General features: G+C 41.3%; 16 protein-coding genes and 3 pseudogenes. 17 read left to right on the top strand and 2 right to left on the bottom strand.

The features are described from left to right. Window positions 1-5: 5 nt before the first annotated feature. From Q0V21_RS12205 to Q0V21_RS12145, 14 genes and pseudogenes are all read left to right on the top strand, one after another. A complete protein-coding gene (locus Q0V21_RS12205) occupies window positions 6-440 on the top strand; it encodes an Rrf2 family transcriptional regulator (RefSeq protein ID WP_024630344.1) in 435 nt (144 codons plus the stop codon). Window positions 441-476: 36 nt separating this feature from the next. Continuing rightward, window positions 477-974: a metallophosphoesterase family protein gene (locus Q0V21_RS12200; protein ID WP_094939528.1), complete on the top strand. Its 498-nt coding sequence runs from the start codon at window positions 477-479 to the stop codon at window positions 972-974. A gap of 230 nt (window positions 975-1,204) precedes the next feature. After that, a complete protein-coding gene (locus tag Q0V21_RS12195) occupies window positions 1,205-2,119 on the top strand; it encodes a sugar phosphate isomerase/epimerase family protein (protein WP_301879131.1) in 915 nt (304 codons plus the stop codon). Then, a pseudogene (locus tag Q0V21_RS12190) lies at window positions 2,116-3,288 on the top strand (Gfo/Idh/MocA family protein). Before Q0V21_RS12195 ends, Q0V21_RS12190 begins: the two are co-directional and overlap by 4 nt. 80 nt (window positions 3,289-3,368) lie before the next feature. Then, window positions 3,369-4,466, top strand: a complete 1,098-nt coding sequence (locus tag Q0V21_RS12185) for a Gfo/Idh/MocA family protein (protein ID WP_301879130.1) — start codon at window positions 3,369-3,371, stop codon at window positions 4,464-4,466. 201 nt (window positions 4,467-4,667) lie between these two features. Then, window positions 4,668-5,111: a hypothetical protein gene (locus Q0V21_RS12180; RefSeq protein WP_301879128.1), complete on the top strand. Its 444-nt coding sequence runs from the start codon at window positions 4,668-4,670 to the stop codon at window positions 5,109-5,111. 149 nt (window positions 5,112-5,260) lie between these two features. Then, a complete protein-coding gene (locus Q0V21_RS12175) occupies window positions 5,261-5,902 on the top strand; it encodes a hypothetical protein (protein ID WP_301879127.1) in 642 nt (213 codons plus the stop codon). Between the two features lie 286 nt (window positions 5,903-6,188). Beyond that, window positions 6,189-7,103 (top strand): phosphotransferase, encoded by a 915-nt coding sequence (locus Q0V21_RS12170; RefSeq protein WP_301879126.1) that lies wholly within the window; start codon window positions 6,189-6,191, stop codon window positions 7,101-7,103. 373 nt (window positions 7,104-7,476) lie between these two features. Continuing rightward, window positions 7,477-8,325 carry an RCC1 domain-containing protein gene (locus tag Q0V21_RS12165; RefSeq protein ID WP_301879125.1) on the top strand — a complete coding sequence of 283 codons (849 nt, stop codon included), beginning with the start codon at window positions 7,477-7,479 and terminating at the stop codon, window positions 8,323-8,325. A gap of 312 nt (window positions 8,326-8,637) precedes the next feature. Beyond that, window positions 8,638-8,859 carry a hypothetical protein gene (locus Q0V21_RS12160; RefSeq protein WP_301879124.1) on the top strand — a complete coding sequence of 74 codons (222 nt, stop codon included), beginning with the start codon at window positions 8,638-8,640 and terminating at the stop codon, window positions 8,857-8,859. Window positions 8,860-8,918: 59 nt separating this feature from the next. Continuing rightward, window positions 8,919-9,212: pseudogene (locus Q0V21_RS32855) on the top strand (DUF1648 domain-containing protein); the annotation flags it as partial. Window positions 9,213-9,275: 63 nt separating this feature from the next. Beyond that, window positions 9,276-9,728 (top strand): DUF5808 domain-containing protein, encoded by a 453-nt coding sequence (locus Q0V21_RS12155; RefSeq protein WP_301879123.1) that lies wholly within the window; start codon window positions 9,276-9,278, stop codon window positions 9,726-9,728. Between the two features lie 385 nt (window positions 9,729-10,113). Next, window positions 10,114-10,566 (top strand): hypothetical protein, encoded by a 453-nt coding sequence (locus Q0V21_RS12150; RefSeq protein WP_301879121.1) that lies wholly within the window; start codon window positions 10,114-10,116, stop codon window positions 10,564-10,566. A 115-nt stretch (window positions 10,567-10,681) separates the two neighbouring features. Beyond that, complete coding sequence (locus Q0V21_RS12145; RefSeq protein ID WP_301879120.1) at window positions 10,682-11,224, top strand: GrpB family protein; 543 nt, start codon at window positions 10,682-10,684, stop codon at window positions 11,222-11,224. A gap of 203 nt (window positions 11,225-11,427) precedes the next feature. Here Q0V21_RS12145 and Q0V21_RS12140 read toward each other — a convergent pair whose 3' ends face one another. Beyond that, a complete protein-coding gene (locus Q0V21_RS12140; RefSeq protein ID WP_301879118.1) occupies window positions 11,428-11,784 on the bottom strand; it encodes an aspartyl protease family protein in 357 nt (118 codons plus the stop codon). Between the two features lie 5 nt (window positions 11,785-11,789). After that, entirely contained in the window at window positions 11,790-12,065 is a 276-nt protein-coding gene (locus Q0V21_RS12135; RefSeq protein ID WP_301879117.1) for a hypothetical protein, read from the bottom strand. Between the two features lie 403 nt (window positions 12,066-12,468). Here Q0V21_RS12135 and Q0V21_RS33000 point away from each other — a divergent pair. The 3 genes and pseudogenes from Q0V21_RS33000 to Q0V21_RS12125 all read left to right on the top strand — a co-directional run. Continuing rightward, window positions 12,469-12,600: pseudogene (locus Q0V21_RS33000) on the top strand (lysozyme inhibitor LprI family protein); the annotation flags it as partial. A 239-nt stretch (window positions 12,601-12,839) separates the two neighbouring features. After that, window positions 12,840-13,643: an isoprenoid biosynthesis enzyme family protein gene (locus Q0V21_RS12130; RefSeq protein ID WP_301879115.1), complete on the top strand. Its 804-nt coding sequence runs from the start codon at window positions 12,840-12,842 to the stop codon at window positions 13,641-13,643. Window positions 13,644-14,515: 872 nt separating this feature from the next. After that, window positions 14,516-15,649, top strand: a complete 1,134-nt coding sequence (locus Q0V21_RS12125) for a DUF3626 domain-containing protein (protein WP_483312370.1) — start codon at window positions 14,516-14,518, stop codon at window positions 15,647-15,649. The last annotated feature ends 91 nt before the right edge of the window (window positions 15,650-15,740 follow it).

The raw sequence follows: 15,740 nt of genomic DNA, 5'->3' as shown, positions 1-15,740 counted from the left end.
TAATCATGAGTACTCATTTTTCGGTCAGTGTGCATTGTTTGTTGTTGTTGTCTTTCAGCGCGCCTGAACGAATCACTTCGGCACTGATTGCAGGTAGCGTGAATACCAACCCTGTTGTGGTCAGACGTATTCTGGGCGGGCTCAAAAAGGCAGGACTGGTAGACTCCTCACCTGGAACAAGAGGGTTCTATCTCGCCAAGCCTTCAAGCGAAATCACATTAGCCATGATCTATCAGGCTGCCAAGGACGAAGGCCCATTGTTTCCGATTCACGGTAACTGCAATCCAAATTGTGATGTCGGTCTTCGTATTGATAGTCTTCTGACCAATCTGTACCAGGTTGCCGAAGCTAAAGTGGAACAATTCTTCGCATCCATTACCCTTGAAGATATGGAGCGTTCCTGTTCCCAGATGGAAGTTCTTCCAACACATGTTGAATAAAGCGTAATGTAAGGGAAAGGGAAGGTGTGCTGTACTATGAACATTATTGTCATCTCGGACACTCATTTACCTCGAAGAGCACGTACGTTACCCGAACCCCTGCTTGAGGCGCTGGCAAATGCCGATCTGATTCTCCATGCGGGTGACTGGTCGGACTGGGATGTATACAAGCTGCTCAGTACTTATGCACCCGTTGAAGGTGTTGCAGGCAATACGGACCCGCCTGAAATAGGTCAAAAACTCGGGTTCTCCCGCATCGTTGAGGCGGACGGTTTGCGTCTTGGTCTGGTACATGGACATCTGGGAGCAAAGTCTACCGAGCAGAATGCAATTCATACCTTTGCAGGGCAGCAAGTGGATGCCGTGATTTTTGGACACTCACATATTCCGGTGATGCATACGGTCAATGATGTCTTGATCTTTAATCCAGGTTCTCCTACGGATCGGCGGCGCCAGCCCCAGTATTCTTTTGGTATCCTGACAACAGAGTTGGGGAAATTGCAGGCGGAACATGTTTTTTTTGATAAAAAATAGAAGTTAAAACAAGGCATCTCGAATCAGAAGGATCTTCTGTTATTCGGGGTGCTTTTTGTTATGTTTGTGTTCAAAAGGATATCTGCATGTTATCTCTGAATGGGGAATATGGTCTGCTGTTTATCTGTCATTCATCTCTTCGCGTTGACCCCTATGGAGGCCTTCGTATGAATGATACAATGCGTTTACAACCTTGAATTGAATACGTTTACATAAGGAGATGAATGTTGATGAAATTGTCTGTATTCACTGTAGCGACACCGGACTTGACGGCAGATGAATTGGCTTCAGCTGCAGCCGCAGCTGGCATCGAAGGAATCGAATGGAGATATCGCGGAATACCGGCAGATGCTTTGTCCGAAGAACCTTCCTATTGGAGACATAATCGTTGCTCGATCGATCCGGACCAGTGGGAGGAACAGGTACCTGTATTCCGTGAAGCGGCAAAAAAGCATGGCAGACAATCGATTGCATTGGTGCCGTATCTAAGCTGTGGGGATCTGCTTGCTACAGAGCAGGCGTTTCAATCCGCTCAAGCCTTGGGAGCATCCACAATGCGTGTTGGGGTTCCCGGTTATGATCGCAAAACCAGCTATCCTGAATTATACAAACAAGCTGTGCATTATCTGAATGAGGTTCAAGAAATGGCTCAACAGTATAAGGTAAAGGCTGTAGTGGAAACTCATCATCAAACGATTGCACCCACTGCATCACTGGCTTATCGGCTTGTGCAATCGCTGGACTCACAGCATGTAGGCGTTTTGTACGATCCAGGCAATATGGTGCATGAAGGGTATGAGAACCATCGTATGGGGCTGGAATTGCTGGGACCTTATCTGGCGCATGTACATGTGAAGAATGCGGGCTGGTTCAAGGATGCATCGAACATGAATTCAAATTCCAGTGTAAATGAACAGAATACAGAAATTTCGATAGCTTCAGCCTGGCATTGCCAGTGGACCCCGTTGACCGAAGGGGTGGTGAACTGGGTGCAGGTATTCCGTGACCTGAAATCCGTTGGATATGACGGGTATTATGGCATTGAGGATTTTAGCGGAGTCTTGGAATCGAAGGCGATGTTACAGCACTTTGCAGATGTTTTTGCCGAAATTGAACGTCGTGTGGACGAGGAGGTACAGGTATGAGTTTGGTTCGAGTAGCGGTCATTGGAATCGGAAATATGGGTGCAGCGCATGCCAGAACGTTGGTGGCAGGAGAAGTACCGGGTGCAGAACTGGTTGCTGTTTGTGATGTGAGACAAGAAATGGAGAGCTGGGTATCCAGCAACCTTCCGGCCTCAGTCACCTATTGGCAGGATGCGGAGCAGATGATGTCATCGGGGACGATTGATGCGGTCATTATAGCAACCCCGCATTATGACCATCCCGAAAAGGCCATTCAGGCTTTTCAGTATGGCTTGCATGTCATGATTGAGAAGCCTGCCGGAGTATACACCAAACAGGTACGCAAGATGAATGAAGCGGCTGCTGCCAGCGGCAAAGTGTTTTCCATGATGTAAAACCAGCGAACCAATCCTTTATATATCAAGCTAAGGGATCTGATTGCCTCGGGGGAACTGGGTGAGGTACGGCGCACCAACTGGATTATTACGAATTGGTATCGGTCCCAAAGTTATTATGATTCGGGTGGCTGGCGTGCAACCTGGGCTGGTGAAGGGGGCGGTGTCCTGATCAATCAGGACCCTCACCAACTGGATCTGTGGCAATGGACCATCGGTATGATGCCGGTTCGTATGCGTGCCTTCTGTTCATTCGGCAAATACCGGAACATTGAAGTGGAAGATGATGTAACGGCATATGTCGAGTATGAAAATGGAGCAACAGGTGTATTCGTGACCACGACGGGTGAAGCACCGGGCACCAACCGATTCGAGGTTAATGGGGATCGCGGTAAAATTGTCATTGAAGATGGTCAGTTGACCTTCTGGCGTCTTCGTGAACCCGAGCCTGAATTCAATCAGAGATTTACCGGAGGATTTGGACAGCCGGAATGCTGGAAATGCGAGGTGCCGATAAATGGTGTAGAAACCGGACATCCTGGACTGATTCGTAACTGGATCGATGCAATTCGAAACGGAACCCCGCTCATCGCTCCCGGAGAAGAGGGCATCCATGGTTTAACTTTATCCAATGCGATGCTGCTGTCGACCTGGACCGATAACTGGGTGGATCTGCCGATCGATGAGAATTTGTTCTATGAGCATTTGCAAGAGCGGATTGCCAGTTCAAATTCAAAGAAAGACAAGGCAGGGAGCGGTAATCAGCCTGCTGATCTGTCACAGACATTTAAGTAATGTTAATTTGTGAAATGCACGCAGAATCCAGAGAGTGATTTTCAATATTCAAATGCCCATAGGGGAAGGATGAAGAAGACATGGCAAAAGACGGAATGTTCTATGCTCCAAAGAGTCTGAAAAAAGAGGTCGTATGTGGTCCAGGTGAGTTTACCATTGCTGCTGTGGCGTTGGACCATGGACATATCTATGGTATGGTTGGCGGGCTGGTGGAAGCTGGGGCAACGCTCAAATGGGTATATGATCCTGACCCAGCTAAAGTCGAGGCTTTTCGGAAACAGTTCCCGCAGGCACAGATCGCCGAATCTGAAGCGGATGTCCTTGCGGACGATGAAGTGCTTTTGGTGGCGGGAGCAGCCATTACGTCGGAGCGTGCGCCACTTGGCATGAGAGTGATGGCCGCAGGTAAAGATTATTTTACAGACAAAGCCCCTTTTACTACACTGGAGCAACTGTCCCTTGCGCGTGAAGAGGTTAAACGCACTGGGAAGAAATATATGGTCTATTACAGTGAACGTCTGCACGTGGAAAGTGCAATCTATGCCGGACAACTGATCGAACAGGGAGCCATCGGCAAGGTTGTACAGGTTATGGGGACGGGGCCACACCGATTGAACGCGGGTGGTCGGCCTGAATGGTTCTTCCAGCATGAAAAGTATGGCGGCATCCTCTGTGATATTGGAAGTCATCAGATCGAGCAGTTTCTGACCTTTGCTTCTTGTACGGATGCAGAGGTAGGCTTCAGCAGGGTGCATAACTTCAATCATCCACAATTCCCTGAACTGGAGGACTTTGGCGAAGCATCACTAATCGGTAACAATGGTGCTTCCGGTTACTTCCGGGTAGACTGGTTTACACCGGATGGCCTGGGCACATGGGGCGATGGGCGAACGGTTATTTTGGGAACGGACGGATACATTGAGCTGCGTAAGTATATCGACGTGGCGAGAGAGCGTGAAGGCGATCAGGTGTACCTGGTTAATCATGAAGGGGAATATCGTTATAGTGTCAAAGGGCAGGTCGGTTATCCGTTTTTCGGTGAACTGATCCGGGATTGTCTCGATCGAACAGAGAATGCGATGACACAGGAACATGCGTTTAAGGCCGCAGAACTCTGCTTAATTGCGCAGCATAAGGCGATGAGTGAGAGAGAGGTATGGAGTAGTGGTATGAAGTAAAGGGTTTTATTTAATAGTAATTAGATTATGTAAGGAGAGAGCAGCCAGGTGTAAAGGCTGCTCTTTTGTTTGTTGTGGTACCTTCGCAAATGGAACAATATGGTTTATTATGAAAGTAGTTCAGAAACTGAGCTGAATATGTGTTATTTACGAAGTACATACATTAAATGTTATACGAAACACTTCGAAAGCAGGAAAAACATGAAAACAAATAAGGCGATGAGAAATTTATTGAATGAGCTTGCTAAATCAAAGGAATCGATCAGTTCGAATTTATTTAACCCTACTTTTCATGAATGGGACAATTGCATTTTAGTTGATGCTTCAAGTTTAAGAGAGACAGATTCTATTAAAGAAACCATTTATCAAGATCGAACAGATTTAGAAGCTTCAATTAATCATTACCATATAGAGGATTTAAGGACTGGAATAAAACTCATTTCGAATTGGAAAGAGAATATAAAGTTGAACTACCCTGAAAAAGACTTTATTTTAATTTTAAGTTCTACAATCGAAGGAGAAGATGTGGTAATTAGATTCTATCAATTTAGAGATCATGAACCTGAATGGATTAAACTAAACGATCTTGAAGGTTATAAAGAAGAAGCTATTTTAGTCATTGAGATTTTGAATGCAGTTCAATGAAGCGAAGTGCTTCGTATAACATAATATTCATTCTTTGGCTCCGATGGAGCCTTGGTCTGCTAGATGGATTTCGAGGAGGCAATTCGGCAGACAACCCCTTTGGGGTTCATGAATACAGAAATGTTATCTGAAACTACTGGAGGGAAATTATGAAAGAACTAAACCCAATAGAAAAACTAGATACTCTCATTCAGGAAGCATGGGAGATATTTATGGCTCAATTCATAGGAGGGCGAATTCATGTTGCTACAGAAGCACCTTTTCAACATTACTTGGCTAACGTGATTAAAAGTCTTGGAGACCTATATTGTTTTTCACGTACAGAAACATTTCTTGTAGACCTAGAAACTAGAGAAGAGAATATACGTGGACGCAAAAAATATATTGATATTACTTTTGGTTTTTATGATGGAGCTAAAGTATTGGCAAGAGGTGCGATAGAATTGAAATTTAAGAGAAAGGATCAGGGAGCTGATGACTTTGCAAGAATAGATTCTTATCAAGATATAGAATGCTTAGAGGTTTGTTTAGAACGCGATTATGATGTGGCCTTTTTTTGTATGATTTCTGACAATAAAATATATGCTAATCCATCAAGACAAGGAACTACGGGACAGATATTTTCAATGAGAAGCGAATATCAAACTCCAATAAATACTCTGATAACTAATCCTAATTGTAAGGGTAGACAAGATATAACTGTTTTATTAAAGAGAGAACATACTTTCAAGTGGGAAGATCATGGAAAGTGCATAAGTTTATGTATGCCTATACATCGTAGCATCAGATAACATAATATTCACGCTACGGACTTTCGTCCTGGGTCCGGCATTCGCCGGACACTCAGCACACGCTGAGTCGTGAATACAGGAACGTTATCTGAAATAATGCCTCAAAACAATTGAAAGAGCCACATTCCCAATCTCCTGTTGCATGATGAACTATATTAATGTTGATGATTATGAAAACAAATATCGGGCAGGAAAATAGCAAATGTATCGATGGTATGATAGGGAACATAGTTCAAGGTCAGGAAGGTGGAATTCTATTTTACCAGGGAGGAGTGGATTGAGGAATATGGGCAGTTCGAATCAATGGGATGCAGAATGGGAAGTATCAGAAGAATTAGCGCATAAATTAATAAGCACTCAATTCCCACAATTAGCTTCAAAGAGCGTGCGAAAACTGGGATACGGCTGGGATAACACGGTGTATCTTGTCGGGACCGAATATGTATTTCGATTTCCAAGAAGAGAAGTTGCAATTCATTCTTTAAGGATGGAAGGAAAGATATTGCCTAAGCTTAAAGACTATTGTTCCATTGCCTATTCGATCCCGTTACTTTTTGGGGTAGGGGATTATGGTTATCCAGCACCCTTCTTAGGCTACTCCTATTTATCCGGAGAATTTCCAATCGGATTAACTGACAAGCAGCGTGCGCTTTCAGCAAATACGCTTGCGGTATTTCTAAAAAGCTTACATGCATTCCCCGTGCAAATTGCCCAGGAAAATGGAGTTCAACATGATCATAGAAATCTGACTGATCTTGCGATGCGCAAAGAAAAGATGCATAAATTCCTTTCCGATATTGCACTACATCTATGTGATGAGGAGTATCGTGCTTTATCGAATTATATCGAACAGCTTAAAACTAAAAAAGTGAAGCAAAAGTATACATTCCTTCATGGCGACCTTCATTTCAAAAATATGTTGGTAAATGAGAGTGGAATCATTTCAGGAATTATCGACTGGGGAGATATCAACATAGGTCATCCTGCTTGTGACCTGAATGTTGTGTATAGCTTTTTACCACCGGATGCGCGTTCAAACTTTTTCAAAGTATATGGGGAAGTTGATGAAGAAACGAAGATATTAGCTCGATTGATAGCCATATATATCCCCACTTTGATCATACTACAGGCAATTGATCATAATGATATGCGTTTAATTGATGAAGCAAAGGCAAACATAAAACGTGCTCTCGCTGATTAAGATTTGTCATTCCGTAAAAAGAAAACGATTGTTGATTCGATTAATAAATATCTCTGAAAATATAACGAGGGTCGACGTTTTGTCTCTAATTCGAAGAAGTGGGGCATTCCATCAGATAACACCACATTCACGGATCAAGCCTGATGGCCCTCGGTCCCGGAAGTAGGGGAGAGGAAATGATTGTCGGGACACATCCGCACCGACTAACCGCATCGCGGCCGGCAGCAAGTTGCCTTAAGTCGATGGGACGTCGTGAAATGCAAGAACGTTATATGAAATCAGGGGAATACCCATATCAAGGAGTTAGACAGGAAGTTCTAATTTCTTCTCCATTAGATAAGTTGATTAGTAATTGTTTACAAAGGGGGTTAACATGAAAATCTATTCACCTAAAGTAACTATAGCTGGGGGAAGACGGCATACCGTTGCAGTTAAATCTGACGGAACGGTTATGGCTGTAGGTGATAATAAATGTGGCCAGTGCAATATAAATGGCTGGAGCGATATTGTATCAGTGGCGGCTGGTAACGTCCACATGGCGACGAACACGGGTAATTCTCATACAATCGGTCTTAAATCTGATGGTACAGTAGAGGCTGTGGGTTGGAATAAGCATCATCAATGTGATGTAAATGATTGGCGAGATATTCAAGCAGTAGCAGCAGGGTGGAGTCGTACCGTCGGACTTAGATCAGATGGCTCTGTGGTGGCTGTGGGTAGAAATACTGAAGGACAGTGCGATGTAGGTGGCTGGAGTGATATGGTGGCAATAACTGCTGGTGACTGGCATACTGTTGGTCTTAAATCTGACGGAACGTTGATGGCTGTGGGCAATAATCGGAACTCTCAATGTAATGTAAACGGATGGTTCGATATTATAGCTTTAGCTGCGGGTTACCTTCATACCGTCGGACTTAAATCAGATGGTACGATGGTAGCTGCGGGGACGAATAAGCATAACCAATGTAAGGTAAGTGATTGGCGCGATATAGTGGCTGTAGCGGTGGGGAGTTATCACACTATCGGGCTCAAATCTGATGGTACAGTGGCGGCAGTGGGTCTGAATAAACACGGCCAGTGCAATGTGCATGACTGGCATGACATTGTGTCAGTAGCAGCGGGATGTGCTCATACTCTCGGACTTAAATCAGATGGCACGGTAGTTTCAGTGGGTGATAATGAATATGGTCAATGTAATGTAGATGACTGGGGGTGTATTTAAATTCCTGGAAATTAAGCGTTGTAAGAATCTTCGAGGATACCCCTGACATCATATAACATCGTATTCAACGCTGCGGATCGGCAAGCCGATCCTTGGTCCGAAAGAGGCAATTCGTAGAAGCAGATTCACCGGACACATCACACCGCCTAACTGCCGCAAGCGGCAGCCGGACCTATGGTCCTTAAGGCGCTGGAACGTCGTGAATACAGGAACGTTATATGTAATAGCCGCAAAGAAATAATAAAAAAATTTAAATTACTTTGGAGGTAGAGTTTTCGAATACACACTTATGTATAGGAGGAGGCGAATGATATGACGATAATGCCTGTTATAGTAATGGTCTTTGTATTTATACCTACCATTGTACTCATGGTAAGCATGCCTTATTTAACAAGAGAGACGATTAGTTTTGGGGTCACCGTCAGCCCTGTACAATTCCACAGTGAGCCTCTGCGCCAGATGCGGAAGTCATATGCTAGGATTAGTGCTGCCTTGCATACCATCCTATTCATTATTTTTGTATCATTTGCCTAATATACGGTGATGAGCATTCCAAGCAACAAAGTTGGATTATTGTCACTTATTCACTCGTCATGGTCGTAATCTCCCTAGTCATAAACATTAGCTATCATTTCAAAATGAAAAGTTTACTACCTATGCTGCCTGTTGCTCCGGAACCATCGATCATAGCAGTGGACACTGGTTTTCGGAAAAGAAACATTGTCTTGTCTAGTAATTGGTTTCTCATTCATGTTTTAATTATTGTTGTTAGTATTGTAACTGTGCTACGCAACTACGATCTGATTCCTGATCAGATTCCGATCCATTTTAACAGCAGTTGGAACGTAGACCGCTATGCAGCTAAATCTTATAGTTCTGTGTTTATGCCTACGATAATGCAAGTGTTCATAACACTTTTGTTCATATTCGAGAACTGGAGTATTCGCAGAGTGAAGCATCAAGTTCAACCCACTGATCCTAATCGTTCCATCAGACAAGACGTAACATTCCGCCATACTTGGTCATATTTTATGATTACAGCAAGCTTCTTAATAGTTATTCTGTTTTCCGTCGTGCAACTAAACATGATATCTCTGCTTAACATCAATTTCGCTATCCCCATTATCCTAATCATAATAGCCTTTATCATCCTATACGCCTTTGCCTTATCGTTCTGGGCTGGTCAGGGCGGAAGCCGCTTGGAGCGATCTGCCGATCGCTCCAATGTCAGACCTGTCCATGATGATGATAAATGGATATTAGGTATGATATATTTCAATCGCAAAGATCCAAACCTAATCGTCGAGAAAAGGTTCGGAGTCGGCTGGGGATTAAATTTCGGTCACCCAGTAACCTGGCTGATTTGGCTCGGAATTATTGTACTGTTAGTTGTGGTGCGGTAACAAGGCTTTGAGGTTAATACTCACCGGAGTATTATAGCTTTCAACAAATAAATATTTTCGCTTCCAAATTAGACGCCATCCACATTAGACAAGCAGATTCTGTATATAGCCTTTCATTTTCTTCTTAGCTCGTTGAATTTTTTGTAACAGCAGCAACAGTATCATTAAAAGCATCAGCAATCTCCCTGCTCGTATAACCACAAATCACATTCAATATTAAATACTGTCGCTCTACGCCCCTTGGTCGTCCCGATGTTTAATCATAGGAGATAACTCGGCGGACGACACACGAGCCGACCTAAGATAAGAGCTATCTATGGTCGGCTCGCGTCGTGAATACAGGAACGTTAGGTGTAATTATTGTGAAAATGAAATGAGGGGCACTATGAAGTGGGTCATATGTTTAGCTGGAGATGAAAAGGAGCTTTATGAACTTTCAAAGTCACTCAATACCGAAAAGCTAACAATTTTTAAAGAAGAAGGTGAATATCGCTTAAAATCATCAGATATCTCCTCTACTGATGACTATAAAGATGTTTCAAAAAAAGTAGAAAATCTAGTGAAGCTAATCGATGGTGTGACAAAGTTAGTATTGGGAACCCATAGGGGAATTACTGTATCGGATATTTATCTTCTAAATGATTATGGCGGACGCACTTTCTTTATGAGTGCGGTGCTTTCTGGTTTTGCAAGTATGAAGGCAATTCCGCAAATAATAAAAGCTGATGGAACAATTGAAATTCCTAATCCTGCTGATTCTGTACCTGAATTATTAGTAAACGAGTGGTTAGACAGAAAATTGATGCAATTATTCGAGGGAGGCAATAACTCTACCTAATATAATATTCACGCTGCGGACATTCGTCCTTGGTCCGACATTCGCCGGGTCGTGAATACACCAACGTTATCTGAAATCTTCATAAATACTTTATTTTTTGGGGGGCATCTCAAGAATGAGTAAAAAAACAATAATTATTGAAGATTACAACAATGAATGGCCTGAAATGTTTTCTGATCTGAAATCCATCATAGAACATAGACTCGGGGATCTAGTACTTGGATTCGAGCACGTAGGTAGTACAGCAGTACCTGGACTAGCGGCAAAACCTATTTTAGATATTGATGTAGTAATTGATTCTATGGATTTGCTTCCAGATGTAATTCAAGGATTAGAAAGTTTAGGTTACTATCATGAAGGGAATTTGGGTGTTAAGAACAGAGAAGCTTTTGCAAGAAAAGATGCAAATGTTCCCTATAGTATAGTAAAAAAACAGAAACCTGAACATCATTTATATGTTTGTAATAAAGAGAGCAAAGAGTTATTAAGACATATATCCTTCAGAGATGCATTAATTAGCAATCCCGAATTTGTAGTCGAATATGCCAGTCTAAAGAAAGAACTGGTTATTAGGTATAGAGAAAATCGCCAGTCTTATACGGATGGGAAGACCGAATTTGTAAATAAAGTACTTAATGAATGTGGAAAGACTTTGTAGGTAGCTCAAGGGAACGAAGACATCGGATAACATTGTATTCACGCTGCGGGGCTAACGACCCTTGGTTTGCCAGAGGGATTTGGAGGAAGTCGTATCAGGCAGACAACTCCTACGAAACTAAGTCTTCGACCCAGTCCCTGATGCTCCTTTAAGCCTCTCGGGTTCGTGAATACAACAACGTTATACGCAAGTTTGTGAAACCTTTATGAAATAACTAATTTCTCAAAATCTATTTTTAAACCATATTTGTAAAGAAAATCGACACCTAATATTGCATCGAAGCCATATGGTTCTTTGGTAAGTCCTAGTTGGATAGTAAAATCTTTAAGCACAATACTATTGATAGAGAGATCTGAGACAATCTGCTGATAACATAATTCACTTGAACCCCCTACTCCATACATCCGTACCGATTTTCCGTTGATAAAGTCTATATCTATGCCAATTGGTTCTACAAGATCAGTATCAAAAATAGTTGTGGAGCATCCGGTATCTAGATGGACATTATTCAGAAGAGTTGATTTATTCTTGTAAGATAGAGGAAGAGTAACAATAGGCAAACCATTTACAAGATGGATTTTAATCGAAGGCCTCTAATCCCGGTAAAGGGTTGCTCGATGACTTCAATAAATTCATTTCCGGTGTAAAAGACATAGAGTTCTCTAGTTGGTTCTGACAAATGAAGTTTCTTATAGGAGGCCCAAGCACGCTTAGGGTCGTCATAATCAGAAACAACTGACATTTCTTCAAGCGTTCTTATATGGTTATTTGATTGAGTGGCAAGAGCTTCAACTAGAACCCAATGATTAGGGTAGATTTCACGGATATGACTCCATTTCATACATGAACCCCTCCGAAAAGAATTATATTTTCATTGTACAACCCCATTTTGAAACATTCAATGATAGTGATTTCGAAGGAACGAACCAGCGTATAACAACGTTTTCTTACTGCGTCGCGTTCGCTCCTAGATCTGGAGAGGATCTTCAATGAGGATAATCAGGCAGACAACCCTGCGATGCTAAGTGGCGGAGCCACCCAGTCACTAAGCTCTTTTAAGCCTCTCGTGTTCAGGAACACATAAACGTTATGCGCCATTACCGATAAATATTAAAGATAATATTTAAGGAGGAAATTTATGGGAAGTAAAACACTCTTATTATTTTTTATTACGATAATGTTTTCATCTTGTCAAAATATTAGTCAATCGACTACTTTGAACAGCGAAACTAAATCAAAAATGAATTGGATCAAAAGGATCGGTAAGCCTAGGCACGGTTATACGGGAGAGAATTAGGGAAAGAACAATGCAATTATTTGAATATCGATATTTGCTAGATGGTGAAGTTGAGTTTTTATACCAAAGTGAAAAATAGAGGTGAATCTTAGGTTTTTAGATGATGCTTCGAAGACAGTAACGGCGCATAACAATGTATTCATGTTGCGGGGCTACCACCCCTTGGTTATCAGATGTATAATCATGGAAGAACACTCAGACAACAAACGAGCCAGCTTAAGATAAGAGCTATCTAAGGCTGGCTCGTTTCGTTATACAAGAACGTTATATGTTTCGGAACGACGAAAAAAAGAAAAAACAATAAAGGAGATTACCTCAATGTGTACTAGTTTCGCTGTTCATTTAGACAAGACATTTATTGGTATGAACTTCGACATTTCTCGAAGACCAATTAAAATTGTTTTGATTGGTGAAGATCAACTATTAGTTCTTCAGAATGATGATGGACAATTTTATCCAGCATTCGGTTTGAATAGTAATGGTACATTTATGAACTTATTAATGGTCGATCCAATTGAAGAAGGCAAATATAGACGTGGAAAGAATTGCGTACATATTATGAAATTGTTTGATGAAATTCTTTCAGGACGGATTGAGTTATCTCAATTAAGTGAATATTTAACCAATAACGTAATTGTTAATGTCCCGAGTCATAGTATCCACAGTTTGATAGCCGGGAGAAATCGGAAGACATTTATTGTTGAACCTGGAAGAAAGAACATTGATATTAACTCTTCCGATAGGGACTTCATGGTACTAACTAATTTTCCTGTATCGGATAATTTCGATAATGAATATAAAACTTTTGAAGGACCAGGAAATGATAGATATATAAAGGCCTACGAAGTCATTACAAATAACAAAGAAACATTTAATATCGCAACAGGCCTTAACTTGCTTATGGATACTGCTCAGCAAAGTGGGGATTATCCAACCCAATTTTCACTTATATTTGTTCCAGAAGAAAGTAAAGTTCATTTTACTTTGAATGGAGATTTTACAAAGATATTTGAATTCTCATTTATCAATAAGCAGATTCAGAGTATTGAAGGTTTTACAAGGAATAATAGTCTTAAACTTACCAAAAAAGGTGTGTTGCTTTCAGAACTTGAAGATTGGTAATGACTGTACAGATATAGGAATAGGATTTCGAGAGTTATTCAATGAAGTACGAAGTATCACTAACAATATATTCATGCTTAGGGCCATTCGGTCCTTGATCTGTCAGAGGTATTTTCAATGAAGCATAATTAGGCAGATAACATCGATTTCCCTAAGATAAGAGGAATCTAAGGGGTAACGTTAGATGAATGGTTTGAAAGGTGGTGAAGTTCTAGATCATGAAACCAGAAATGAAGTATAAAATAATGATATTTCTTTCAAGTATAATTTTCCTCTCAACCATGTATGGAATTCTATTTTTGATCGGCGTGCCTTTCTCAGTGCCAGCAATTATTGGAGTCGTAATTGGTACAGTTTACGGATCATTCGCGAAAACAATTGATTACAAGAGCAGAGATAAATATATAGGAATAATCTCTTTAATTGTATTGATAGCTATACTTCTTTTAATAAATAAAAATAATACTGAATTTGTATTGAAAATATTATTGATATCTCCATTATTATTTTTGATTATTTTAGTATATGACTATTTTAATAAGCAATCGTATTTTAGGTATTTAAAGAATACAGAGAACCAGAATAATGTTATGTAATTTTAGGAAGTTAGCCCCATCATCTGACACTATACCCACTCGGATTGGTCGACTCCGTCTTCTCTCGATCCGGGAGGAGCCAAATGTGGTTTGAGGAGGCATTTCATAACGGGGAGGCAGAAGCAACCGGACTTATCCGCACCACCTAAACGCATCGCGGTCGCCCTTCGGGCTTAAGGTGTTGGGACGTCGTGAACACGGGAAGGTTATTCGAAAAAACTCATACTATTATAGAATAGATTTAAATATATATTTTGGTAAAAGGTGGTGATTGTTGTGTCTCACAACAGACAACATACAAAATCTCAGAACGCAGCAATTGAACACATAAATAGTTGCGCGAGATCCCAAAAAAAAGAGGCTCAAGCATCACTCAAAGAAATTTTTCAGTTGTCCAATATTCCTTGGAATACCTTTGAAGAAGCAGTTGATAAGCTTAGATCCCATGCAAGGGTGGCTTTGCATTTTCATCCGGATCGTCCGGTTGTAGATATGAAAAGTGTGGCTCAATCATTATTAGAGCAGGGGATCTATAAAAGTCAGTTCGAGACTTTCATATCCAATGGGAGCGTATCGGCATATGTAGGTGGTGCACGGGACCTTTGGGAGGAAAAACTATTTGGCGGAGCTTATCAGATAGAGGGGGTAACCAACTTTGAAAGGCCAAAGTATGGGGCTCTTCATTTGTTGTTACATCCGGATGGACCGTCTCCACGATTCGGATCTTGTTATTTTCTTTTAAAACCGAATGTTTCACATCGTTGTACGTTCACTTACGGTGGCTCTCAAGATGCTCCAAAGGAAAAGGGGACATATGAGGAATTAGACGATATTCTATCTGCGCTTTTTACGGATGCTTTCTTCCGGGATTATGCTATTGGAGAAAAAGATCTTACTCCTAAAAAATTGATAGATCAGCTATTGTACAATCTGGAACGTCCGCTAGAGGATCCCTCAAAACTGGCCCCACATCGGAATCTTAACCATTTTATCGAAACTCAAGTTCATGGAGATATCGTTCTTGAAGATGATGTGGAAATTTTAGTTGCTGACCCATCGTTCAAAGGAACAAAAATAGGGAATTACTTAGAGCAAATCTGCATCAAATATTCCATTAAACTATTCTGGCATATGGGATTTGCGATGCGTGCGGAGGAAGTGCCCTCTGATTTTAGGGGTCCAACCATGCCCTCATTAGCTAAGCGAATTGCAAGGAATGGTAACATCGATGCAAGTCTGATCGGGAATGCAGTCAACGATTTGAAACGCAATCCTGATCTCTGGTCTGACAGAGGTAACTATGAAGAAGTGCTTCAGGAATTAAAATACATGTGGCATGTACTCGTTCGATATGGTAAATCGATGGATTCCATTTTCAGTAATAGCATCAGCGATAATAAAAACCTCTAGAAATTCTTATACGTTCAACCTAATTGATTTAATAGTGCATCTATTTGGTGGATTAATAATTACAATATTATTCTTAGTAATGACATTGAAT

It is taken from the genome of Paenibacillus sp. 11B (assembly GCF_030487755.1).
Classification (GTDB): Bacteria; Bacillota; Bacilli; order Paenibacillales; family Paenibacillaceae; genus Paenibacillus; species Paenibacillus vandeheii.
This window is presented reverse-complemented; position numbering and strand designations above follow the sequence as displayed.